Source organism: Candidatus Brocadiia bacterium, from assembly GCA_041658285.1.
GTDB lineage: Bacteria > Planctomycetota > MHYJ01 > JACQXL01 > JACQXL01 > JBBAAP01.
The window spans coordinates 345,075-368,552 of sequence record JBBAAP010000003.1 but is presented as its reverse complement, the minus strand read 5'-3'; the positions used below and the strand labels follow the sequence as shown (position 1 = coordinate 368,552).

Sequence of the window (23,478 nt, the reverse complement as noted above, 5' to 3'; positions counted from 1 at the left end):
GCTTTGGGAATAATACTTTCGGCTTCCGTGTTCTCTGTGCCTCTGTGGCAAAAGGAGTCCATATGCACGAATGGGGAATCGCTCAAGACCTGGTGGATGAGGTCAAGCGCCAGGCAGCCAAGAACGGGATAACCAAGGTAACCAAAATCGGCGTATCGCTGGGCAAGCTGTCGCACCTGACGCCGCTGTCGCTGAAAACCTGCTTCAAGGCGCTGACCAAGGAAGACAAGATGCTCAAGCGCGCCCGGCTCCAGGTCAAAAAAACCCTTGACCACGCGGTAATTATTGATACAATACAAGGAGAAGCGTAATTCGTGGTTCGTTATTCGTAGTTTCGCTTTCGCAATCATTATTAGAAGCGTTTATCATGGCTACGAGTTAATCCCGATTCACAGGCAGACGAACTACAAAAAACGAAATACGAACAACGATTATATGATACCTAAAACATTGGAGACGGTTTTCCTGGATGGCGTTTTAAGCACTACCGCCAAACCGTCCCGCGAACAGGTACTGGCGGCAATCAAACGGGCTCAGGCCAAGCAGGGGCTGAACCTGACCGAGGTCGGTTATCTGGTCAATATGGATTACCCGGACCTGGTTGAACAGCTCTTTGAGACCTCCACCCGGATAAAGCGGGAGATTTACGGCGAGCGGCTGGTGTTCTTCGCGCCGCTGTATATCTCCGATTACTGCGCCAATGACTGCGAATACTGCAACTTCCACGTCCGCAACAGCCAGATGGCCCGGCGGGTGCTGACCATGGACGAAATCGCCGAGCAAACCAAATTCCTTATTAACCTGGGACACAAACGGGTATTGCTGGAACTGGGCGAAGACCCGCTCAATAACGGCATTGATTATGTCACCAAGGCCATAGCTGCCATCTATTCCGTGCGGACGGACAAAGGCAATATACGCCGGGTCAATGTCAATATCGCCGCCACCACGGTTGAGGATTACCGGAAACTCAAGGGCGCCAATATCGGCACTTACCAGCTCTTCCAGGAAACTTATCACCGCCCGACCTACAATAAACTGCATAAGGTCGGGCCCAAAGCCGACTACGAGCGCCAGCTGACCGGACATCTCCGGGCGATTGAGGCCGGACTGGACGACGTCGGGCTGGGCGTGCTGTTCGGACTGTATGACTGGCGTTTCGAGGTGCTCGCAATGGTGGCACACGCCCAATACCTGGAAACAACCTGCAAGGTCGGGCCGCATACCCTGTCCGTGCCAAGGTTCTGCGAAGCGCCAACCGTTAGTTACAAACCGGAGTATCCGGTATCGGACGCCGATTTCCTGAAACTAATCGCCATCCTCAGGCTGGCCGTGCCCTATACGGGAATGATAATATCCACCAGGGAACGGCCGGACATCCGGCATCAGGCGTTCAAGATAGGCATCTCCCAGGCCAGCGCCGGCTCGGTCACCACCACCGGCGGATACGGCAACAAGCCCAAGCAGCCGCAGTTCACCGTGCACGACGAACGCTCTCTGGAAGAAGTCATCGACAGCGCGCTGGACGCCAAGTTCCTGCCCAGTTTCTGCACGGCCTGTTACCGGAGCGGCCGGACCGGCCATCGGTTTATGGACCTGGCCAAGCCGGGCGAAATCCAGAAGCTCTGCCGGCCCAACGCCATACTTACTTTTGCCGAATATCTGGCCGACTTCTCCGGAGAAAAACTGGCTAAAAAGGGAAAAGGGCTTATAGACAAATACCTGTCGCAGATAGAAGACCAGTCCATCAAGAAAGAAACCCTTAAGCGGTTGGAATTGATTGCTAAGGGTAAGCGGGATACATTCTTCTAAACTACTTCTTCCGCTTGCTGATGTAATCCTTGAGCGCATCCTGCCAGGACCTGAGCGGCTGGAGCTTGGTGCTGTTGAGCACTGAATAGAGCGGGCGCCGGACGCCGGCCTGTTCCTCGGTCTCTTCCTTAGGCTCTATCTTGACCTTAAGCCCGACCAGCTTGTCTATCTCCTGCGCGAATTCATACCAGGAACACGAACCGCTGTTGGTCAAGTGGTAAAGACCCGAAGGCATATCCGCCTTGAGCATGGCTTTTATCTGCAGTGCCGCGTCGTAGGTGTAGGTCGGGCTGGAAATGATGTTGGATGTCACCTGAAGAACGGGCTTCTGGGCGGCGTTCTTGATGATAGCTTCGATGAAGTTGGTGCCTCCTTTGCCCATGCATCCGGCCAGGCCGAACAGGCCGGCCACCCGGATAAGGTAATGCTTAGGGGCCAGGGTGGCGAATAACTCGCCGGCCAGCTTGGAGATGGCGTAAACATTCAGCGGATGCGGCGAATCATTCTCGGTATAAGGCGACTTCTTCCGGCCGTCAAAGACGTAATCGGTGGAGATGTGTATCAGCCGGGCGTCGATATCGCGGCAGATCAACACAAGATTCCGGACGGCAATGGAATTTATCAGAAATGCCTTATCCGGTGATTTCTCGCATTCGGGCACGTTGTGGTAAGCCGCCGTGTTGATGACCACGCCGGGCCGGTGCTTTTCTATGACCGCACGGGCCTGGGCCGGGTCGGCGATATCGATGTCCTCAACGGTCAGCGGCACTAGCTCGAACTCTTGTTTAAAGACCGAACTGACATCCGTGCCCAACTGGCCGTTAGCGCCGATGAGAAGTACTTTCATGGATGTGATACTAATAAATACGGCTCAACAGTCAAGAAGTAAGAGATGTAATGCGAAATACGCGATGCACGATACGCGTATCGTGAATCACGCATCGTGTATCAGATTATTAACCGCCGAATATCCGCTTGACCTTATGCCAAAGCGCCTTGCGCTTGAGCTGGGTGATGGCTCCGGCCGGGTCAAGGTCCTTGGGACAGGCCGCCTGGCAGTTGAATATGGAATGGCAGCGCCAGACGCCCAAGTTGTCGGCCACCACGTTCAGGCGCTCAGTCTGAATGGTGTCGCGGGAATCGTTTATCCAGCGGGCCGCCCGCAGGATGCTGTGCGGTCCGATGTAATCCGGGTTGCTTCCGGCCACCGGGCAGGAACCGTAGCAGGCGCCGCACAAGATGCAGTCGATGAAGTTGTCTATCTTCTTGCGCTCCTCGGGCGATTGCGGGAATTCCTTCTCGGGCATGGCCGTGCTGGGCATCAGGTACGGCTTGATGCTTTCGTAATGCTTGAAGAACCGGCCCATATCCACCACCAGGTCTTTATGGATGGGCAGGTGGGCGACCGGCCGGACCGTTATGGTATCGCTGTTCAAGGCCTCAACCTGGGTCTTGCAGGACAACCGGTACTTGCCGTTGACGTGCATGGCGCAGGAACCGCACACCGCCGCCCGGCAGGATGACCTGAATGCCAGCGTGCCGTCCAGGTTTTCCATTATGTAATAGAGCCCTTCCAGCACCGTCAGCCCCTTTTCGAACGGCACCGTAAAGCTGTCAAACCGGCAATCCTTGTCCTTGGCCGGATCGAACCTGAATACCTTGAATGTTACCGAACTATTCATATTCTTAATTCTATTCTATAACTGGCTCTAGCCCCGATGTCGCTACATCTCTCCTGGCTCTAATCCCATTCGCTTCGCTCAGGGATAAATGCCAGTAAGTCGCTACGCTCCAACTGGCATTAATATTTCCTCTCCTGCGGTTGATACTTGGTTATAGTCACCGGTTTATATTTAATCTCCGGCCCATCCATCTTGTAATAGGCCAGCGTATGTTTCAGGAAGTTGACGTCGTCCCGCTTCAGGAAGTCCCGGCGGGAATGCGAACCGCGGCTTTCCTTGCGCTCCAACGCGCCTTTGACCACCACCTCGGCCACGTCCACGTTGGCCACCAGGTCCAGCCTCCAGAGCACGTCGTAGTTCCAGGATGAAAACGGCGTGCAAGGCTTCAGGTATTTCAGCCGCTCCTTGATGGACCGGACTTTTTCCAGCGCCTTCTGCATATCGGCTTCGGTCCGGAATATACCGACATTGTCGTCCATCGCCTGGCCCATTTCTTTCCTTATCTTGTATGGGTCTTCCTTGCCGGTATCGTTGCAAATCAGTTTGATCTCGGTCTCCTGCGCCGTCTTCATATGCGCAACCAGGTCGTCGACAAAACGTTTCTTATTGCTATTAGCCTGAGCGTATTCGGCCGACTTGAGCCCGACCCGTTCGCCGAATATGATGGTTTCCAGGAGCGAATTGCCGCCCAGCCGGTTGGCGCCGTGAACGCTGACGCAGGCGCATTCGCCGGCCGCGTAAAGCCCTTTGACCCCGGTGGCGCCGTCAACATCAGTATCAACCCCGCCCATGGTATAATGCTGAACCGGATGAATCGGTATCGGGTCTTTTATCGGGTCAACCGCCAGGAAGTCCATGCATATATCCCGGATGCCCGGCAGTCTTTCCTTAATCTTGGCCTCGCCCAAATGCCGCAGGTCGAGGTGAACATACTTGCCCCAGGGCGACTCGAACCCGCGCCCCTGCTCGATTTCCGTGGTAATGGAGCGAGAAACCACGTCGCGCGGCGACAACTCCATTGAGTTGGGCGCGTATTTGCTCATAAACCGCTCGCCGTCCTTGTTAACCAGATAACCGCCCTCGCCCCGGCAGCCTTCGGTCATCAGGATATGCTTGCCGATGATGCCGGTGGGGTGGAACTGGATAAACTCCATATCCTTCAACGGCGCCCCGGCCCAGTATGCCACGGCCATACCCATGGCGGTAGAGGTCAGCGCGTTACTGGTCCGGCCGTATATCCGGCCGGCGCCGCCGGTGGCCAGGACTACCGAGTGGCCCAGAATATGCTCTAATTTGCCCGAAGCCATGTCTATGCCGACCACTCCGTAGCAAACATTATCTTCAACCAATAACGAGGTGATAAAGAATTCCTCGCGGACCGGGATATTGCGCTTGAGCACCTGTTCGTACAGGGTGTGGAGCATATAATGTCCGGTCCGGTCGGCCCCGTAGCAGGTACGCGGATAACCGGCGCCGCCGAAAGGACGCTGTGCGATTTTGCCTTCATCGGTCCGGCTGAACGGACAGCCCCAGTGCTCCAAATCGTATATCGCCTTGGGCGCGGTCGAGGTCATCAGTTCCACCGCGTCCTGGTCGGCCAGGTAGTCGCTGCCTTTAATCGTATCAAAACAATGCCGCTCGGGCGAATCGTCCTTGCCGGCCGGGTTATTAGCCAGCGGCGCGTTGATACCGCCCTGAGCCGCGCCGGAATGCGACCGGAGCGGGTGCAGTTTGGAAATGATCAACACCCGGACGCCTTTGGCCTGCGCCGCAATGGCCGCCCTCATTCCGGCCAGCCCGCCGCCCACTATGATTACATCATAATTCATAAAGATTTCAATATGTGCGGAACGAACACCGCCAGCGTGGCCGCCATCCCGACCAGGAACAGCAACACCATAACCCAGAGTATTACCACGTGCTTGCGGGTCAATCCGAATAAATCTATGCCTATCAGCCTCAGGCCGTTGAATACGTGGCTGAATATGACGCCGACCAGGCAGATTTCCATCATCCGAATCAACGGATTCTTGAACATACCCATAAGGAAATTGAACGAGCCCGCCCCGAAGACAAACTCACTGCTCAGCACCACCAGGTGCATAAAGATGTATCCGGCCAGGACCAGGCCGGTCAGCCGGTGAATCACCCAGCTGAACGTGCCGGCATTGCGGTTTAGCAACACGTCGCTGATATTGCCGATGGCTCTTTTAATCATCTCGTTCATATATTAAACTATTTGCCTGGTTATCCATTCCCAGAGCGTGGCCCCACCCCAGTAAAGCGATATCACGCCGACAAACCAGAATCCAACGGCTATGGACATCTTAATCCATCTGGGCGGTTTGTAATCGTCGATTATCTCGTAGACGCCGTTCAGGGCGTGGAATAACGTGGATGATAAAAACGTCATGTAAAAGATAGACCAGAAAAGACTGGACTGAATGCGGACCAGGACCGACTTGAAATCTATGACCTCGCCACCGGTCAGGTGGATGACCACCACGTGAGTAATCAGGCAGGCCGAAAGGATGATGCCCGTAAACCTCTGCAAGAACCAGCGTAAACCACCGGCCCCCTTAGGTGTTTCCGACATACTAAACTATAGCTTTCTAACCCCGCTGCAATAAGCGGGATAACGTAGCATGTAACTCGCGCAATTTATCCCGCCTTTGGGCGGGACTCGAACTGCCACTAACCGTTTTACCTGCGGTACTTATTAACACCCTCTTTGAACAGGTCGTTACCGTGTATATCATTAGCAACCGTCAGAGGAAAGTCAAGAACTTCAAGACGTCGCACCGCCTCCGGCCCCAGGTCCGGGTAGGCGATGACCTGAGCTTTCTTAATGCATCCGCGTATCAAAGCGGCCGCGCCGCCGGTGGCTACCAGGTAAACGGCCTTGAATTTCTTCATGGCGTCTATCACGGCCGGAGCCCGCTCGCCCTTGGCGATGGTGGCCTTCAGCCCGCGCTCCAGCAGAAACGGAGTGTAGGCGTCCATCCGGTAAGCCGTGGTCGGCCCGGCCGAGCCGATGACCTCGCCCGGCCGCTCCGGGGTCGGCCCGACGTAATATATCACCTGGCCCTTAAGGTCAAAAGGCGGTTTGCCGGCCTTGATATCGTCCACCATGCGCTTATGGGCCGCGTCGCGGGCCGTATAGATAACGCCCGACAGAAGCACCTTGTCGCCAATCTTCAGATTGGCCACTGCCTCGTCGGTCAACGGTGTCGTAAGTTTCATATCTTAAATTCTCTAATCAGTTTATTCAATCCCTATTTATTATTAACAGTGACTTTGAAGAGACTTTTATGAGATTAATTTAGCCTCTTACTAGTCTCATTTACACTGAGCAAAGCGAATGTGTCCAGTCCCTGTTTAAATATTCTTCGTGCCTCAGATCCTTCGTGCTTTCGTGGTAAAATTAATTATAAAATTATCCGTAACAATCTGCGTTAATCTGCGTACTATAAAATAACCGTTTTATGCCGCGCCGCATGGCAATTGATATTAACCGCCACCGGCAGCGCCGTAATATGGCACGGGCCGTATTCCACCTGAACGGCCAGCGCGGTCACCCGTCCGCCCAATCCCTGCGGGCCGATACCCAGGTTATTTATCTCGGTGAATAATTCCTGTTCCAGCTTGGCATAGACCGGGTCCGGGTTAGCCGAGCCGGCCGGCCGCAGGAGCGCCCGCTTGGCCAGCACCGTCACCCCGTCAAAGTTACTGCCCACGCCCACGCCGACGATAATCGGCGGGCAGGGATTGGCTCCGGCCTTCTTAACCATCTCCACCACGAACCGCTTAACGCCCTCGACCCCGGCCGAAGGCGGCAGCATTATCATCGCGCCCATATTCTCGCTCCCGCCGCCCTTGGGCAGGATATCAATCCTCAGCTTATCGCCCTTGACCAGTTCGGTATGGATGACGGCCGGCGTATTATCTCCGGTGTTCTTGCGCCCGATCGGGTCGGAGATGATGGACTTGCGCAGGTAGCCCTCCTTGTATCCCTGGCGCACGCCCTCGTTGATGGCATCGTAAAGATAGCCGCCGTCGATACGGACGTCCTGGCCCAGTTCCACGAAGATAACGGCCGTGCCCGTATCCTGGCACATCGGAATCATCTTTTCCCTGGCCAGGTTGTCGTTATCTATGATTTGCTGGATGATTTCCTTGCCGGTGGGCGATTCCTCTTTGGCGATGGACTTTTTGAGCAGGTCCAGCACGTCATCGCCGATGAGGCAATTGGCGTCTATGCACAGCTTCCGGACGGCGTCGGTAACGATGTTGGTTTTTATTTCTCTCATACAGCCCGCTCCGCAGTGGTCGTAAAAACCTTGATTGTTAAACATTTCACTTGGTTTGTCAAGAGAATTAGTGCCAGTAGGAGTATAGCGACGTACTGGCACTTATTAGAAATCTCTTTCCCGACTTTGTCGGGATTAGAGTTTCTTATCCCGCTTTAGCGGGGACCCCGAAGCCCCGCCCAAAGGCGGGATAAACTGCGCGGAGCGGAATTATTAGTGCCCGTTAGTTATCACCCGATAAATATCGGGGGAGAACGTTACTGGCAGTGCGCAGCCTCCTGCCCTTAGACCCTGAGGGGTCTTGAGAAGAACCCTCATGGGCAAGGACTTATCCCCGAAGCGCAATACCAAAAACATTAATACGTATTTTTTATGCGGATATGAGTTATCTATACCACCTACCCCCATTTACGATACACCCAGTCCCGGTTTACGATACGCCTAATCCCAGTTATTGACATCCCTAATACCGGTTATCGATACCACTAATACTAGTTATTGGCATCTCTAATACCGGTTATCGATATCCCTAATCCAGGTTTACGATACGCCCAGCCCCGGTTATTGATACCCCTAATACTAGTTATCAACATCCCCAATACCGGTTTACGACATATCCTATAGGGGTTATCGATACTGCTTATAGATATTATCCATATGTTCCATAGTAGTCATCCACACACCTTATAGGGATTATCGATACCGCCTATGGGTATTATTGGTACTCCCTATAGCAGTCATTCACACCCCCGATAGAGGTTATCTATACCACCTATGGGGGTTATCCATACTCCCTACAGGGGTTATCGACATAGGGAGTAGGAGTTATGGGGGGAGGGGGTAGGTATCCCCCCCCCTCCGAATATGCATTATAATCATTATTTAAGCAAAATGTTACGTTTTTTTATGGGGTAGGTACAGATGGGGGTGTCCCTCCCCCCTAACCACCTTCTCTACCCCTACCTACCCACCCTCCCCCCTACCCCCTCAAGATGTGGGAATTACCCCCCGAAAGTGCCAGGGATAGAACATGAAGAGTTCTGGACTACTACTTCTATATGGCAGGAATACGGTGTAAAGACCCCAGGGGTAGCCCCCGAAAGCGGCACGGATAGACCATAAAGATGTGAGAACTACCGGCCATGTAAAACAGGGTACGGTGCCCCGGAAAATCGTTGCCTGACAGCATCCTTATGGGAAAGCGTATAAACAGTAAAAAATACCAGGGGATACGGTTCCCGGCTACCGGGGGTATGATTAGCGGCTATGGGGGATATGCTATTTGCTATGCGGGGGTATGCTCTGTGGCTGCGGGGGATATGCTCCGCGGCTTAAGGGGGTATGACTATTGTCATAAAGGGATATGATTACCGGCTACAGGGGGTATGATTCTCTGGTTCGGGGGGTATGCTTGCCGGGCATCAGGGGTATGATTAGCGGCTATGAGGAGTATGATTCGTGGCCAAGGGGGGTATGATTACCGGGATAGAGGAGTATGATGCTTGCTATCGAGGGGTATGCTTATCGGAACCGGGGTGTATGATTACTGAGTCCGGGGGGTATGAGGGGTGTATATACCCCCCACCGGTGTCCGGGCTGGAAATGCATTATATTAGTTTCTGAGCCAGAAATCTATCAATTTGGGGTATCCCTAATGTCTGTCGCATCTACATCAGGTTACCTGTTATTTTTCCAGGGCTTCTTTGACCTTGAGCGCCAGGTTTTTTTGCGAGAATGGTTTCTGGATGAAATTCACTTCTTCAAAGAGCATTCCCCGGTGCGCGATGACGTCAGCGGTGTATCCGGACATAAAAAGGCATTTTATGGCCGGCCGGGTCTCCTTAACGCGCCCTGCCAGGTCGCGTCCGTTCATATCGGGCAGGATGACGTCGGTCAGGATCAGGTGGATGCCGCCGTCGTGTTCCTGGGCCAGCCGGATGGCTTCCCTGGGCGAGGATGCGGTCAAAACGGCATAGCCCAATTTTTTCAGTAATTCGGTAAAGAGTTTCCGGAGGGAGTCTTCGTCTTCGACCAGCAGTATCGTCTGTCCCTGGCCCCGTGGGATTTCAGCGGCGCTTTTGGCATGGGACTGGTCAACCGGGCCGCGGTGCCGGGGCAGGTAGATTTTGAAAGTGGAGCCTTGCCGGGGCTCGCTATAGACGTTGATGAATCCGTTATTCTGCCTGACTATGCCGTAAACCATGGCCAGGCCCAGGCCGGTGCCTTTGCCTATGCCTTTGGTGGTGAAAAACGGCTCGAAAAGATGGCCCAGCGTTTCTTTGTACATGCCGCAACCGGTGTCGCTGACGGCAATCATGGCATATTCCCCGGGCATATAATTAGCGTTGTTGGCGCAGTAGTTTTCGTCAAAGACGCTGTTGGCGGTCTCGATGATGATTTTACCGGTCCCGGTGATGGCGTCCCGGGCGTTGACGCACAGGTTGGCCATGATTTGGTCGATTTGGAGCGGGTCTACCTTGACCGGCCAGAGACTGGGCTCGGGCTGCCATTTAAGGTCGATGTCTTCCCTGATAAGGCTTTTGAGCATCTTGAGCGTTCCGGATATTTTTTCGTTCAGGTCTATGATCCTGGGCTCGACCACCTGCTTGCGGGCGAAGGTAAGCAGTTGCCGGGTTAGTCCGGCGGAATGATGGGCCGCTTTGAGGATTTCTTCCAGGTCGGAATGGAGTTCCTGTTCAGGTCCGGTCTTGCTCAGGGCGGTTTCGGCGTTTCCGATAATAACCCCAAGCATATTATTGAAATCGTGCGCCACGCCGCCGGCCAGCCGGCCGACTAAATCCATCTTTTGGACTTGGAACAATTGCTCCTGGAGTTTATTCCTTTCGGCTTCGGCGTGTTTGGCGGCGGTGATATCCATTATGTTGCCGTTGACGCGGATGACTTTACCGTTTTTGACGACCGGCCGGCTGGTGGTCCAGACCCAGATATGCCGGCCGTCGCCGCGGATTAATTCCAGCTTGAGGTCGTAGGGCCGGCCTTCCTCAACGGCCAGCCGGAAGGCCTTTTCGATGATGGGCGCGTGGTGCGGCGCGTAAGAACTGATGTTACGGTAGGCGTCGCCGGGGTCGTAGTCGAGGCCGACTCCGTAGATGCGGTAAACCTGGTTGGTCCATTTCATATGCCGGGCGTTCGGGTCGTATTCCCAACCGCCCATACCGGCGATGGTTTGGGTTTCATCGAGGAGCTGATAGGCTTCCCGGATCGCCGATATTTTTAAGGCCACCTGGCGCCTCAAAAGCAGGGCGAAAAGCCCGATGATTATCAACAGCCCGGTTATGACGGCCAGGGCATATTTGATATAGTTCGGGACCAGCGCCGGAGGCCGGATATCCAGCCAGCGTTTGAGCGACAGGTAATAGGCCGAATTCAGATTGTTTTTCATGGCCACGATATGCCGGTCGATGGTTTCAACCAGGCCGGCATCGATATTTTTGGGGAAGGCAAAGTGCAATCCCTCGCTGCGGAATATGACATTAGCCGGCACGATGTTGGCGTCACGTTGCGACGAGAAGCTGAAAAACCTGGAGGCCACCATGACATCGGCGATACCTGATTTTACGGCCTTGATGCCGGCTGGATAATCGGGATAAGGAAGCAGGGTAAAATCGATGCCTAAGGTGGGTTTAATCACTTCAAGCAGGTATTTTTCCTGGACCGACCCTTCCAATACGGCGATTTTTTTCATATTAAGGTCGCGTATCGAGCTGATGCGGACCTCGCGCTTGGAATAAACGTCGAGCCAGGATTCCAGCACCGGGGTGCGGTTGAAGGCGAATTGTTCGGCCCTTTCGGCTGAAAAGGATACATCCACCATCAGGTCAATCTGTCCGTTGCCGAGGCGCTGGATGTTTTCGGCCCAGGTGCCGTAAAGGTAATCGATTTTCCAGTTTTCGGACCGGGCGATTTCGTCGAGGATATCGACAAATATGCCTTTGGGCGTAAGGCTGGCATCGACAAAGACTTTGGGGTTGTTTTCATAAATGCCCACCCGAACGGTCCTGGCGTAATCGGGGTTTTTGGCGTGGGCCGGGGAAAGCGGCAATAAGAATAAAACAACGGCCAGAATAAAAATGGACCGGAGAATCTTCCCGACCGGGAAAGGCCGGGAGACGGGCTGAACTGTTCGGCGCGGGTGATTTGTATTTTCTGATGCCACCGGACGTCTCCTTTGGCTAAAATAAAAGACACGAACTCAAACTACCACTGAGACCGCAGCATTATTTTATTTCCCCTTACGTATGGGGGAGCGCCTCTGGCGCCCGGAGTTTATTTTCTGGGTACCAATTACTATATGTTTGGTATGAAAAGTGTCAAGGATTTTTTCGGCGAACCCGCAGATTTTACCGTAATGCCTTTATCCCATTTATGCCCGGTGACAAACACCATCGTCCAGTAACACACACCCAATTTTCTTTCCCGCTGTCTATGCGGCTTCCAAGGCGGAGTTTTTACCAAACACTCCATTCTTCCTTTCGGTTCTAGGTTCTAGGATTTTAACTGCCCCCATACTATAAACCGTTTGCTTGGCTATGTCAAATAAATAGATTATTTCCCGGATTTGTCGAACAGGCGCTGGGCCGGACAGCCGAGCTCCCTCTGCCGGCAGTGTTTACAGGCCATCTGGCCGCGCACCAGCGCGCTTCCCAACGATATGAGCAGTGCCAGCAGGATAATCATTCCCAATAACAGCCAGTCGAACCCTTTTATCAGGATAACAATACCGGCGATAATGGGGATGATGCCGACCAGGAAATCGGGGACGATATCTTTCCAGGTAATCTGTTTGCAGTTGAACCTTTCGGGTTTGCCGGGCTTGAAGAACCAACTGCTGAGTTTGCCCTTGCCGAAGGCGCAGTATTTGCCGTAATACCAGCAATCGACGCAGTGCCCTTTCAGGAGCCGCACCTCCAAACCAACGATATAGGCCAGATAAACAGCCACCCAGCCAATCCCCAGCCGGTATAGGATGAACGCTCCGATGAAGTAAGTGGCCAAGGAAACCAGGTTGGCCAAAGCAATCATCCAGAACGGGTAGTTGTCGTAATATTTGGGCTGTTCCATTTATGTATTGTTAACCAGGGTCTGTAATATTAACCGCTAAAGAATCTGAGTACCTTTTTTACCACGAAACCACGAAACTAACAAAGCACTAAATTTCTAATTTCGAGCCTTCGCCCGTTCCGGGTTCTTGCTCTGGAACCCTTCAGGGTTCGTAGAGTGGTAGAATTAATTCTCCGTATCTCCCGTGGCAAATCAGGCTTCCAGCATGCGCTGGATGGCGCGCAGGGCCTTTTGGGCGATGTCCGGCTCGACGCTGACTTTATATTCCAGGTCCTCCAGCGACCAGAGCAATTTCTCCAGGCTGTTGAGCTTCATATTGGGGCAATCGGCCAGGGCCGAGACCTCGATAAACACCTTGCCCGGGCTTTCCTTTTTCAGCCGGTGAATCAGCCCTATTTCGGTGCCGATGATGTATTCCTTGGCCGAATCGGTCCGGCAGAATTCCAGGATGCCGCTGGTGCTGGCCACCTTGTCGGCCATATTAACCACCTCGGTGGAGCATTCGGGATGGACCACCACCAGGGCCTGGGGATGGAGCGCCTTTTTGACCCGGATGTCCGATGCCAGTATGCGCTGGTGCGTCGGGCAGTAGCCGTGCCAGAGTATCATCTGCCGCCCGGTCTGGGCCCGGACGTAGTCGCCCAGATGCTGGTCAGGAATGAATATAATCGGCCGGTCCTTGGGCATCGACTGGACCACCCGGACGGCGTTGGACGATGTGCAGCAGCAGTCGCTTTCGGCCTTGATGGCGGCGCTGGAGTTGACGTAGGTAACCACCAGCGCGTCGGGATACCGGTTCTTAAGCTGGCGCAGTTCGCGCACGGTTATCATATTGGCCATCGGACAGCCGGCATTGGGGTCGGGCATAATCACCGTCTTATCCGGGCAGAGTATGGCCGCGGTCTCGGCCATAAAGTGCACGCCGCAGAAGACAATCAGGCTGGCCTCGGTCTTGGCGGCGGCCTGGGCCAGGCCGAGCGAGTCGCCCAGGTAATCGGCGATGTCCTGGATTTCCGGACGCTGGTAGTTGTGCGCCAGTATGATGGCGTCGCGCTTGGACTTGAGTTCGTTTATCTTTTGTATCAATTCCGACATATATCCTTAAGGCAACCGCGGACCCGCCTGACTGTCGGGCAGGTTATACGGATTCTGCAAACAATCAGCTCAATCAGCAAAATCAGCGGTTTCGTGTTTATTCGTGGCTAATCATCCTCACGTTCTATGCTTTGTATCATTTCCTGAGCGCCGGGGTAGTCGGGCTCGATATCAACAGCGGCGCGGAAATCGGACACGGCCCGGTCGTAATCGTCCTTATTGAGATAGGCGATGCCGCGGTTAAAGCGGGCATCGGCGTTTTTGGGGTTGAGTTCCAGCGCCCGGTTATAATCGGCGATGGCCTTGTCGAATTCGGACTGCTCGTCGTAAGCGATGCCGCGGCTGACGTAGGCGAAGGCGTCGGCCGGGTTGAGCCCGAGCGCCCGGTTGTAATCGATGATGGCCCGGGCGTAATCACCCAGCCGTTCGTAGGCGCCGGCCCGGCTGCAATAGGTCAGGCTGTCGGCCGGGTTGATGTTGACGGCTTTGGTGTAGTCGAGCACGGCGTTGTTGTATTCGCCCAGCCGCTCGAACATCAGCCCGCGGTTGATGTAGATGGCCGCGTCGTTGGGCCGGAGCTCCAGCGCGCGGGTGTAATCAGTCAGGGCCTGTTCGTAGTTGCCCTGGTTGTCGTAAAGGAATCCACGGTTAACGTAAGCGTTGACGTCGCCGGGATTGAGCTCTATGGCTTTGTTATAATCAAGCACTGCCTTTTGGTAATCGCCGGCTTCATCGGATTCCAGCCCGCGGTAAAGGTAGGCATCGGCCAGCTCTTTGCGCAACTCGACCAGATTGAAGTTGCCCGGGTCGGCCTGGAGTGCGGTATTGACGGCCTCGGCCGCGGCGTCCAGCCGGTTTTCGGACATCAGGACCCTGACGGCGGTGATGTCGACCTTGGCAGCCTGCTCCGATTGGTCGGGCTGGCGTGAATCGCATCCGGCGATGATAATGAATGCTCCCAGAATTATTGCGGCCCAGGTATCGCGGGTCTTCGGCATAAGCACCTCCTTGTTGGTTATAGCTGGTTAATTTATTATCAATTTGCCGGCTTAAGTCCAGAAATAGCGGCAAGGATTTTATGATAAATTAAGCCACAGAGGCGCAGAGAACACGAAGCGTTTTTTATTTTAAGCTTTTACTATCCCTTCTTACCAAGGCCTCTGTGGACTCTGCGCCTCTGTGGCCAGATTAGGCATATTATAAATGTATAACGTCCGGGACGAAGGAATTATTGTCATCACTGCGGATACAATAATTTCCGGGGCTCGCTCGTTATAATATACAGCGATAGTGAAAATATGGAATGTAGGATGTAGGTGGCAGTTGTGCGGAAATTATACTGCCACCTATAGTCGGCTGTAACTCCCCCGCTTGGCTCCACAGCGCCAATCGGTGTCTAACAGCCGAACTAAGGAGTGTTTATGAAAAGACGTTTGTTAGGCGCGGGACTGCTGGCCGCCATTTGCCTGGTTATGCCGGCCAATATCAGGGCTCAGGAAACAGATGACGACAATATCCACGCCCAGGCCGTGGAGCTCAGGGCGGAAATCAGCCTGGTCAACCTGGTCAACGGGCTGAACCTGACCGAGGCGCAGCTAGAGCAGTTAATCAGCGTCAACAAGGAGGCCGAGGCGGTCCATAACAGCTTCAAGGAAAAAGGCAAGGCCATGTCCGGCGAGCTGTTGTCCAGCCTGACGGCGCTGAAGCAGGCGCTGATAGAATACGGGTCCAACATCCCGCCCGAAGTGGGTAAGAAAGCCAATGAGATGAAGGAAAAGGCCGAACAGCTCAAGGAAGAGTTCGAGGCCGCCCTGCCCGGATTGCAATCCAAGGTGGACGCGGTGCTGACCGACGCCCAGAAAGAGGTCATCTCTACGTTCAAGCCGTGCCTATTGCCGCCCAAGAACCAGAAAAACCCGGTCCGGGTGGGACAGGCCTCATCCAACGAGGCGGCCATCAACGCACTGCGCAAACTGCGCACCATACCGGAAAAGGTCTACGAAACCAAGAAGAACGACATCCTCGACAGGCAATTCGCCCGGTTCGAGGAGAAGCACGGCAAGCTGACCGACGAAGAGAAGTCCAAGGAGCAGGAACGCCTGTTCGGGCTGGTGGACAAGGCCCGGGCCATGAACGACGATGAATTCGAAATCAGCAAGGAAGAACTGGCTAACGAGTTCAAGATAAAAGACCTGCGCGAAGAGTTATCTGATCGTTTAAAGATAATGACCGAATACCGGGAAAAAGACAAACCCAAGCTGGGGAAAACCGGTAAGTTTTTCCTGGCGCCCAAGATGTGCCAGGTGCTGGAAGCCAAACTGACGGCATTGAAGAACTTCAAGCCGATGCCAAGCAAGGACTGGAACGCCGAGCAACCAACTAACACCAACACTCCGAACAAAGATAAGAAATAATTGTAGATGCGAAAAAAGGAGGCTGTATATGTATAGAGCGATTATTTTATTGGCTCTGGCCGGGCTGGCCAGCACGGTATTGTGGCAGTCCCCGGCGATTAACGCGGCTGACAAGGCCGATGAGGCCGCAGTCTGCCCCATGCCGCAGGCACCCAAGCCTGAAGAACAGATGCGGATGCTTTTCGAAGACATCAGCTTCCTGAACCTGCTTAACGCACTTAACCTCAACGAGAAACAGATAACCGATATCATCGCCTGCAACAAAGATGCCCAAGCCATCCGCGAAGAGGCCGGCGCCCGGAACGAGAAACTGCTCAAGGAATGCGTAGCCGCTTACCAAACGCTGAAAGATACGCTGGAAAAGAACCAGCAGGTGCCGCAGGAAACGGAACAGCGGGCCTTCCGCATCGAACAGGCCGTGAAGAAGGAACTCCAGACCGAGAACAACCGCCGGTTGAAAGAGGTCGAGTCCAAGCTGGACGGCGTCTTTTCCGACGCACAGAAAGAGGTCATCAACACATTCAATCCCTGCCTAATACCGCCCAAGAACCTCAAGGACCCGGTCCGGGCCGGCCAGGCCAGCGACAACACCATGTTTTCCAATATGCTCAAACGCCTGCGGGGCATACCGGACAAAGAGTGGCAGACCCGGCAGGATGATTTCGTCCAGCGGTTTATGGGCGACGCCCAGCAGCACATCGGCAAGCTGACCGAGGATGAATACGCCAAGGAAAAGGAACGTATAATCGGACTGGTGGACAAAGCCCGGGCCATGAATGACGCCGAGTTCGAGCTGAACCTGCCCCAACTGTCCGAATCGCTCAAGCCGACCCATAAGGTCAAAGAACTTAGGCAGGAGCTGTCCAGCATGGAAGAACAGCGTTTTAATATGCTCGGGCGGACAGGCCATTTCTTCCTTAAGCCCAACATCACGCCGATATTGACAAAACGGCTGGAGCTGGTTAAATCGGGCAAGTAATGGTTATGAAGAAATGTTCCCGCAGGGAGTTCCTGGAGCAGGCTTTGAAACTGGGCCTGGGCGCGACGGCGCTGCCGGCGCTGGGATTAATGCCGGCATTCGCGGCCAGGGGCGCGCCTGACCCGGCCGTACTTAAAGAAGCGCTCTATTACCGGAAACTGCCGGACGGCAAACTGCAGTGCACCCTCTGCCCCAACCAGCATACCTACAAGGACGGCGAATTCTCATACTGCCGGACCCGCTGCGTCATCAAGGGCAAGATGTACACGCTGGCTTACAACAATCCTTGCACGCTCAATATCGACCCGATAGAGAAGGGCCCGTTTTATCATATAAGGCCCAATACCAACGCGCTGGGCATCGCCCTGGGCGGGTGCAACCTGAGATGCGCTTATTGCCAGAACTGGGACATATCGCAGAAACGGCCGGACGAGCTCAAGAACATAGATTTCACCAAAGCGGACGCCCTGAAATGGGTCAATGAGAAAGAATGCAAGACGATTCTCTGGAGTTATACCGACCCGGCGGTTTATCCGGAATACCTGCTCGAGGTGGCCGGATACACGGCCAAGGAGGGCATCAAGAACGCCATCTGTACGGCCGGATTCATCAGCCAGCAACCGCTCAAGGATATCTGCAAGGTGTCCGAGGCGTTTGCCGTGACGCTCAAAGCCTTTAACGACAAGTTCTACCAGGAGGTCTGCGGGCAGACGTCATACAAGCCGGTGCTCCAGTCGCTGGAGACCATCAAGGCCGAGGGCAAATGGCTGGAGGTGGTCAACCTGATTATCCCGTCATATAACGATAACATGGACGAGATAAAAGAGATGTGCAAATGGCTGGTCAAGAACCTGGGCCCGGATACGCCGCTGCACGTGGGCCGGTTTGTGCCGTCGTACAAGCTCAACAGCCTGCCCATGACGCCGGTCAAGACCGTGGAACAGGCGCGGCAGATAGGGCTGGATGCCGGGCTGAAGTTCGTCTATGCATTCAATGTGGCCCCGCACGAAGGAAATTATACTTACTGCCCCAAATGCGGCAAGACACTGATAAAACGGCTGGCTTTCAAGGTGCTGGAGAATGTTATGGTTAAAGGCGCCTGCCCCGGCTGCGGACAGAAGATACCGGGGATATGGAGTTAGTATTTACCACAAAGAACACAGAGGAAATTTCAGAAGCCACCTTTCTCTAATTCTTCTTCTATCACTTGTCGCGGTACTTGATTTCCTGATATTATTTTACTAATAGCCCCAAGTGCTATTGCTCCAGAGTGCGGGAACGGAATAGCTTCAACAGTTTTAATATCATGATAATATATTAAGTCATATTTATATCCTCTTTTGGTAGTATAAAATCCCAATCCCCTTACGAATTTTATCCGTTGTCCCTCAACCTTATCTTCAACAATAATCCCCCAGCCTCTTATAAGTTGTTGTCTTATCTCGTCGGAACGCTTGAAATCCCTGCGTTTGCGGGCGTCCTCGCGTTCCCTGACCAGGGCTTCTATCTCAGGCGGAACGGCCGCGGCCGGTTCGGCCAGCACGCCCAATACGCTATCAAATTCTTTCAGAAGCTGAACTGCCGATGCGGCAAAGCCCGAAGTCAGGGTAGTTTTGTTGGCCTCGCGGATGAAATCAAAGATGCGGGCCAGAGCCTCGGAGATATTCAGGTCGTCATCCATGGCCGCCTCAAACTCGGCCCGGACAGACGCCAGGAGCTTTTGATGGCTTTCCGTAGGCGCGGTTTTAGCGGACGTATCCGCCGATTTCTCGTTGAGCATAATCCTGAAATCAGCCAGCCGCTGCAAAGCGTTCTTGGCGGCCTCAAGGTTTTCCAGTGTAAAGTTCAACGGCTGGTGGTAATGGGTGTTGAGCAAGGCGTACCTTAATGTGAGGGATGAGAACCCCTTGGCCAGGATATCCCTAACCGTATAGAAATTACCCAGCGATTTGGACATCTTCTGGTTATTGACCAGCAGGTGTTTGATGTGGAACCAATAATTAATGACTTTATGGCCAAGCGCGCCTTCGGACTGGGCGATTTCGCATTCGTGGTGCGGGAAGATGTTGTCCTCGCCGCCGGTGTGGATATCAAATCGCTGTCCTAGGTATTTCAGCGACATGGCCGAGCATTCGATATGCCAGCCGGGGAAACCCCGGCCCCAGGGGCTGTCCCACTGCATCAGGTGCTTGGGGTCCTGCTTCCAGAGCGCGAAGTCGAGCGGGCTTTTCTTCTCGGAGTTGACCTCGACCCGGGCGCCGGCTATCAGCTGGTCCAGCGGGTTGCCGGAGAGTTTGCCGTAAGCGGGAAATTTGCTGATATCGAAATAGACGTTACCATTAACCTGGTAGGCGTAACCTTTATCAAGCAGCGTCTTGACCATATTTATCATTTCCGGGATATGCTCAGTGGCCAACGGGTATTTGTCGGCCGGCTTGATATTCAACAGCTTGGACAGCTGCTGGAATTCATCGGCATAAAAGCGGGTGATTTCCAGCGGGGTCTTCTTCTCCTTGCGGGCGGCCGCCTGGACTTTATCTTCTCCGGCATCGCCGGACGAGATATCGTCGTCTGTAGTCATATGGCCGACATCGGTAATATTCATTATTTGGGTCACCTGAAATCCTTTGTATTCCAAATAGCGACGGAGCAGGTCGGCGCAGATAAAGGAACGGAAGTTCCCGATGTGCGGATGGCTGTAAACGGTCGGTCCGCAGGAATAAATCAGAACCTTGCCCGGAGTGATGGGCTTGAATTCCTCTTTGGTCTTAGTCAGCGTATTGTATAAATGCAAGGCCATATTCAGATTACTACCAGAACCAGGGCGGCGATGGCGTTCTTGCCGCCAATCGGCCCGAGCCCTTCCATAGTCTTGGCTTTGACGTTAACCAGTCCCGGCCTGATGCCCAGCAGCCGGGCGATATTGCGGCCGATAGCCTTTTTATGCCGGCCCAGCTTAGGCGCCTGGGCGAAGATGATGCTGTCAACCTCTTTCGGTTTTCTCCGGCCGACAGACTTAAGCGCGCGCTTAAGAAGCTCGGCGCTGGAAATATCCTTGTAAGCCGGGTCGGTGTCCGGGAACATATCGCCGATATCGCCGGCCTTGGCCGCGCCGAGGATGGCGTCTATCAGGGCGTGCAGAAGGACATCGGCGTCCGAATGGCCGAGCAGGCCCTTGTCGTATTTTATCCGCACCCCGCCGATGACCAGTTTGCGGTTCCGGGCCAGGCGATGAATATCAAATCCGATGCCGATCATATTAGTAAGCAGATTAAGCGGATTAAGCAGAATGCCTCATCCGTAAATCCAATTATTTAGTTTACTATTATAGCAGTGTGTGTCAATAAAAAAACCCGGCCTCGATCCTGAATCGAGGCCGGGTATATAGGATTTGACCAGCTTAGAACTTTAGTTTGCTATCCAAAACTATCATCTGCATGCTGTCTTCCTTTACGCCGTATCCGCCAGCTGAGGTGAAGAAATCTCCGCCGGAGAGTGTGGCATAACCCAGGGTGAAGGACAGGCTCTTGTTGAAATGCAGAGTGGCCACAACGTCTATTTCGGTGCCCAGGTTCTTGCTAACCGTCTGACCGGCTGTCTTTGAGGCCGGGTCAGCTACCAGCGAGAATGTACCGAAAAGCAGTTTGACATTGAGCGGTTCGGCTGTGCCGTCTTTATCGACGTCCAGCTTATGCGTCAGGCCGGCTTCCATTTTCAGAACCTTATAGTTGCTGTCGATGTCAAGCCCCCAGATGTTATCTTCCAGAATCATGGTGGACTGGACATTTTCATAAGACATAAAGTTCTTATTCTTGGTGGTTGAGCCGCCGCCGCTGAGATACCAGTAGGAAACGTCGACATAAGGTTTGAGCTTTTCGTTCTTAATGTCGTACTTTCCACCGATCCGATAAGCGGATGAGGCCTGGTCAACCGTGGCCGAGAAGTCGCCGCTCTGGGTGTAATATTCGCCGTAGAGTTCCAGGTTGGGCATGGAGCCGAAGTAATTGCCGCCCACGCCGATGGTCTGGATGCTCAGTTTGGTGCCTTCATTGAAGGTCTTGCTGATGGTGCCGGTAGCGATATTCCTGGGGTCACCGCCCGGTATCTTGTACCAACCAGCCAGTCCGGTCAGCCTTTCGTCGGCGCGGCCGGTGAGCGATTCGTTAACTACGCCCCAGTAGAAGCTGGCTTTGTAGTTGTTGTTCTTAAGCGAACCGTAATCAAAACGGAAGCCGCCGAATTCACAGGTGTCTTTAGCCAACGCACCAACTACCTTGTAGATATTGGCTTCGGTGTACGGCAAAGCCATTATCCTGGAATTGTTGGTGTCCATGAAGAAAGCATCACCGCCTTCGCGGGCGCTGAACTTTAGGCTCTGGCCGCCGTACTTTAAGGTCAACTCTTCAATGATAAGCTTTTCCACCTGGATGTAGGCCTGTTCCACGGCCATTTCGATGTTGTCGCCGCCGAAGAAGTCGACGTTAGCAGTGGTGCCGAGCGCGGCATCAAGACGCCGGTTCTGGAGCTGGACCAGGGCGGTAACCTTGTCGCCCACATCGACTCCGAAATTCAGGGTGATCAGCGGTGACCAAAAAAGGTCGCTGGCCTGCTTACCCGGTGCGGGCATGCAATCCAAAACGCTGGTAACACCAGAATCGCGAGAAACCATGGTGTTGTCGAAACTACCGTTGATGGTAATTTCCTTGGCGCTGGAAGCTTCCTTGCCGGTTGATACGCCGGCCTGGACGCTCAGCCCCAACACAAACACCATTACTAAAACCAATAACCCTATTTTCTTCATATATTCCTCCTTAGTTGACGGCATCATGTCTTCTCACCCCTGATATGATGCCTGATATCAGAGCGTGATAGCAAAACTAAATTAAAACTAAACTAATCATCTCCTTTCGTTAGTATATTTGCAGGCTGACGAGGATTGCTCCCCGGCAGACATAATACCGGCGTCGATACTTGGGCTGTTAGAGTCCCGCAAAAGCGGGACGAGTTACAGACCAGTATAGTTGGCATAAAGCCACACTACATTTAATATATTTTTCGTCAAGACAGGATGATAACTTTAATAAAATACTAAGATTGGCTAATGAAATAGAACGAGGCAGGGTTTGTAACGCCCTGCCCCGTGGAGATGAGCTTATTTCGCGTAGTTATAGAAACCAATGCCGGTTTTCCTACCCAGGTGTCCGGCTGCAACCATCTTTTTAAGAAGAGGGCAGGGACGGTACTTGGGGTCGCCCAGTCCGGTATGCAGAACTTCCAGGATAGCCAGACAGACATCCAGCCCAATCAGGTCGGCCAAAGCCAGCGGCCCGATGGGGTGGTTCATGCCCAGCTTCATAACCTCGTCTATCGCTTCTTTGGTAGCCACGCCTTCCATTAAAGCGTATACAGCCTCGTTTATCATAGGCAGAAGAACGCGGTTGGATATAAAACCCGGCGCATCGTTGACCTCTACCGGTATCTTGCCCAGCTTTTTAGACAGTTCGTTAACCAGCTGGACGGTTTGGTCTGAGGTGACCAGCCCGCTAACGACTTCGACCAGCTTCATTATCGGAACCGGGTTCATGAAGTGCATACCGATGACCTTATCAGGACGCTTGGTAGCGGCGCCCAGTTCGGTTATAGATATCGATGACGTGTTGGACGAAATAATCACCTCGGGACGGAGCATGGCATCCAGCTTGGCGAATAACTCCCTTTTGAGCTTGATATTCTCTATGACCGCCTCGACCACGAAATCGGAGTTCCTGAGCTCATCCACATTAATTGAGGTTTTGATGCGCTTAAAAATGCTGTCGGCCGTTTCAGTCAGAAGGCTTTTCTGTTGCATCTTGTCCAAACTGGTCCGGATAGTTTTCATACCGCGGTCCACGAACTCCTGTTTGATATCGACCATAGTCACGTTATGTCCGGACATGGCAAATACCTGGGCGATGCCGTTGCCCATGGTGCCGGCACCGATTACAGCGACGTTGGAAATAGGCATATAAAATCCTTTCTATTTAAAATCAGTGTAATATTTAGTTAACTTAACTTCTAAGTGTCAGTATGTCAAAATAATCGTGACATGAAGTCGAGAAAGAAAG

The 23,478-nt window shown here is 53.5% G+C and carries 20 protein-coding genes; 5 read left to right on the top strand and 15 right to left on the bottom strand.

Annotation, left to right across the window (positions count from 1 at the left end; genetic code table 11):
• Positions 1 to 62: 62 nt before the first annotated feature.
• Together WC980_05405 and hydG are read left to right on the top strand one after the other, a co-directional pair.
• Positions 63 to 311 (top strand): hydrogenase maturation nickel metallochaperone HypA, encoded by a 249-nt coding sequence (locus tag WC980_05405; protein MFA5794488.1) that lies wholly within the window; start codon positions 63 to 65, stop codon positions 309 to 311.
• 124 nt (positions 312 to 435) lie between these two features.
• Positions 436 to 1,812: a [FeFe] hydrogenase H-cluster radical SAM maturase HydG gene (gene hydG / locus WC980_05400; protein ID MFA5794487.1), complete on the top strand. Its 1,377-nt coding sequence runs from the start codon at positions 436 to 438 to the stop codon at positions 1,810 to 1,812.
• A gap of 1 nt (position 1,813) precedes the next feature.
• Here hydG and rfbD read toward each other — a convergent pair whose 3' ends face one another.
• The 11 genes from rfbD to WC980_05345 form a co-directional block, all read right to left on the bottom strand.
• A complete protein-coding gene (gene rfbD / locus WC980_05395; protein MFA5794486.1) occupies positions 1,814 to 2,659 on the bottom strand; it encodes a dTDP-4-dehydrorhamnose reductase in 846 nt (281 codons plus the stop codon).
• 109 nt (positions 2,660 to 2,768) lie between these two features.
• Positions 2,769 to 3,494: a succinate dehydrogenase iron-sulfur subunit gene (locus tag WC980_05390; protein MFA5794485.1), complete on the bottom strand. Its 726-nt coding sequence runs from the start codon at positions 3,492 to 3,494 to the stop codon at positions 2,769 to 2,771.
• A 119-nt stretch (positions 3,495 to 3,613) separates the two neighbouring features.
• On the bottom strand, positions 3,614 to 5,323 hold the full coding sequence (locus tag WC980_05385; GenBank protein ID MFA5794484.1) for an FAD-binding protein: 1,710 nt from the start codon (positions 5,321 to 5,323) through the stop codon (positions 3,614 to 3,616).
• Positions 5,320 to 5,721, bottom strand: a complete 402-nt coding sequence (locus tag WC980_05380) for a succinate dehydrogenase, cytochrome b556 subunit (GenBank protein ID MFA5794483.1) — start codon at positions 5,719 to 5,721, stop codon at positions 5,320 to 5,322. The genes WC980_05385 and WC980_05380 overlap by 4 nt, the downstream gene beginning before the upstream one ends.
• Before the next feature lie 3 nt (positions 5,722 to 5,724).
• Positions 5,725 to 6,090 (bottom strand): hypothetical protein, encoded by a 366-nt coding sequence (locus WC980_05375; GenBank protein MFA5794482.1) that lies wholly within the window; start codon positions 6,088 to 6,090, stop codon positions 5,725 to 5,727.
• A gap of 107 nt (positions 6,091 to 6,197) precedes the next feature.
• Positions 6,198 to 6,737 carry a Fe-S-containing hydro-lyase gene (locus WC980_05370; GenBank protein ID MFA5794481.1) on the bottom strand — a complete coding sequence of 180 codons (540 nt, stop codon included), beginning with the start codon at positions 6,735 to 6,737 and terminating at the stop codon, positions 6,198 to 6,200.
• Between the two features lie 224 nt (positions 6,738 to 6,961).
• Positions 6,962 to 7,804: a fumarate hydratase gene (locus WC980_05365; protein MFA5794480.1), complete on the bottom strand. Its 843-nt coding sequence runs from the start codon at positions 7,802 to 7,804 to the stop codon at positions 6,962 to 6,964.
• Positions 7,805 to 9,488: 1,684 nt separating this feature from the next.
• Positions 9,489 to 11,981, bottom strand: coding sequence for a transporter substrate-binding domain-containing protein (locus WC980_05360; GenBank protein ID MFA5794479.1), 2,493 nt, complete (start codon positions 11,979 to 11,981; stop codon positions 9,489 to 9,491).
• 389 nt (positions 11,982 to 12,370) lie between these two features.
• Positions 12,371 to 12,886, bottom strand: a complete 516-nt coding sequence (locus WC980_05355; GenBank protein MFA5794478.1) for a hypothetical protein — start codon at positions 12,884 to 12,886, stop codon at positions 12,371 to 12,373.
• Positions 12,887 to 13,078: 192 nt separating this feature from the next.
• A complete protein-coding gene (nadA, locus tag WC980_05350) occupies positions 13,079 to 13,981 on the bottom strand; it encodes a quinolinate synthase NadA (protein MFA5794477.1) in 903 nt (300 codons plus the stop codon).
• A 107-nt stretch (positions 13,982 to 14,088) separates the two neighbouring features.
• Positions 14,089 to 14,979, bottom strand: coding sequence for a tetratricopeptide repeat protein (locus WC980_05345; protein MFA5794476.1), 891 nt, complete (start codon positions 14,977 to 14,979; stop codon positions 14,089 to 14,091).
• 423 nt (positions 14,980 to 15,402) lie between these two features.
• On the opposite strand from WC980_05345, the gene WC980_05340 reads away from it, so the two are divergent.
• Genes WC980_05340 through amrS form a run of 3 tightly spaced genes read left to right on the top strand, consistent with a single transcriptional unit; the run spans position 15,403 to position 18,516 of the window.
• Positions 15,403 to 16,395, top strand: coding sequence for a hypothetical protein (locus WC980_05340; GenBank protein MFA5794475.1), 993 nt, complete (start codon positions 15,403 to 15,405; stop codon positions 16,393 to 16,395).
• A 28-nt stretch (positions 16,396 to 16,423) separates the two neighbouring features.
• On the top strand, positions 16,424 to 17,374 hold the full coding sequence (locus WC980_05335) for a hypothetical protein (GenBank protein ID MFA5794474.1): 951 nt from the start codon (positions 16,424 to 16,426) through the stop codon (positions 17,372 to 17,374).
• 5 nt (positions 17,375 to 17,379) lie between these two features.
• A complete protein-coding gene (gene amrS / locus WC980_05330) occupies positions 17,380 to 18,516 on the top strand; it encodes an AmmeMemoRadiSam system radical SAM enzyme (GenBank protein MFA5794473.1) in 1,137 nt (378 codons plus the stop codon).
• Between the two features lie 29 nt (positions 18,517 to 18,545).
• On the opposite strand, the gene cysS is transcribed toward amrS, so the two are convergent.
• From cysS to WC980_05310, 4 genes are all read right to left on the bottom strand, one after another.
• A complete protein-coding gene (gene cysS / locus WC980_05325; GenBank protein MFA5794472.1) occupies positions 18,546 to 20,174 on the bottom strand; it encodes a cysteine--tRNA ligase in 1,629 nt (542 codons plus the stop codon).
• Between the two features lie 2 nt (positions 20,175 to 20,176).
• Positions 20,177 to 20,632 carry a 2-C-methyl-D-erythritol 2,4-cyclodiphosphate synthase gene (gene ispF, locus WC980_05320; GenBank protein MFA5794471.1) on the bottom strand — a complete coding sequence of 152 codons (456 nt, stop codon included), beginning with the start codon at positions 20,630 to 20,632 and terminating at the stop codon, positions 20,177 to 20,179.
• Between the two features lie 142 nt (positions 20,633 to 20,774).
• Positions 20,775 to 22,175 carry an alginate export family protein gene (locus WC980_05315; protein ID MFA5794470.1) on the bottom strand — a complete coding sequence of 467 codons (1,401 nt, stop codon included), beginning with the start codon at positions 22,173 to 22,175 and terminating at the stop codon, positions 20,775 to 20,777.
• Positions 22,176 to 22,526: 351 nt separating this feature from the next.
• The gene (locus WC980_05310) at positions 22,527 to 23,378 is read right to left on the bottom strand and encodes a 3-hydroxybutyryl-CoA dehydrogenase (protein MFA5794469.1); all 852 of its coding nucleotides are present in this window, start codon (positions 23,376 to 23,378) and stop codon (positions 22,527 to 22,529) included.
• Positions 23,379 to 23,478: the final 100 nt, after the last annotated feature.

Excerpts from the sequence above, each read along its gene's own strand:
- WC980_05405 (MFA5794488.1), top strand. The coding sequence starts at position 63 with ATGCACGAATGGGGAATCGCTCAAGACCTGGTGGATGAGGTCAAGCGC.
- hydG (MFA5794487.1), top strand. The coding sequence starts at position 436 with ATGATACCTAAAACATTGGAGACGGTTTTCCTGGATGGCGTTTTAAGC.
- rfbD (MFA5794486.1), bottom strand. The coding sequence starts at position 2,659 with ATGAAAGTACTTCTCATCGGCGCTAACGGCCAGTTGGGCACGGATGTC.
- WC980_05390 (MFA5794485.1), bottom strand. The coding sequence starts at position 3,494 with ATGAATAGTTCGGTAACATTCAAGGTATTCAGGTTCGATCCGGCCAAG.
- WC980_05385 (MFA5794484.1), bottom strand. The coding sequence starts at position 5,323 with ATGAATTATGATGTAATCATAGTGGGCGGCGGGCTGGCCGGAATGAGG.
- WC980_05380 (MFA5794483.1), bottom strand. The coding sequence starts at position 5,721 with ATGAACGAGATGATTAAAAGAGCCATCGGCAATATCAGCGACGTGTTG.
- WC980_05375 (MFA5794482.1), bottom strand. The coding sequence starts at position 6,090 with ATGTCGGAAACACCTAAGGGGGCCGGTGGTTTACGCTGGTTCTTGCAG.
- WC980_05370 (MFA5794481.1), bottom strand. The coding sequence starts at position 6,737 with ATGAAACTTACGACACCGTTGACCGACGAGGCAGTGGCCAATCTGAAG.
- WC980_05365 (MFA5794480.1), bottom strand. The coding sequence starts at position 7,804 with ATGAGAGAAATAAAAACCAACATCGTTACCGACGCCGTCCGGAAGCTG.
- WC980_05355 (MFA5794478.1), bottom strand. The coding sequence starts at position 12,886 with ATGGAACAGCCCAAATATTACGACAACTACCCGTTCTGGATGATTGCT.
- nadA (MFA5794477.1), bottom strand. The coding sequence starts at position 13,981 with ATGTCGGAATTGATACAAAAGATAAACGAACTCAAGTCCAAGCGCGAC.
- WC980_05345 (MFA5794476.1), bottom strand. The coding sequence starts at position 14,979 with ATGCCGAAGACCCGCGATACCTGGGCCGCAATAATTCTGGGAGCATTC.
- WC980_05340 (MFA5794475.1), top strand. The coding sequence starts at position 15,403 with ATGAAAAGACGTTTGTTAGGCGCGGGACTGCTGGCCGCCATTTGCCTG.
- WC980_05335 (MFA5794474.1), top strand. The coding sequence starts at position 16,424 with ATGTATAGAGCGATTATTTTATTGGCTCTGGCCGGGCTGGCCAGCACG.
- amrS (MFA5794473.1), top strand. The coding sequence starts at position 17,380 with ATGAAGAAATGTTCCCGCAGGGAGTTCCTGGAGCAGGCTTTGAAACTG.
- cysS (MFA5794472.1), bottom strand. The coding sequence starts at position 20,174 with ATGGCCTTGCATTTATACAATACGCTGACTAAGACCAAAGAGGAATTC.
- ispF (MFA5794471.1), bottom strand. The coding sequence starts at position 20,632 with ATGATCGGCATCGGATTTGATATTCATCGCCTGGCCCGGAACCGCAAA.
- WC980_05315 (MFA5794470.1), bottom strand. The coding sequence starts at position 22,175 with ATGAAGAAAATAGGGTTATTGGTTTTAGTAATGGTGTTTGTGTTGGGG.
- WC980_05310 (MFA5794469.1), bottom strand. The coding sequence starts at position 23,378 with ATGCCTATTTCCAACGTCGCTGTAATCGGTGCCGGCACCATGGGCAAC.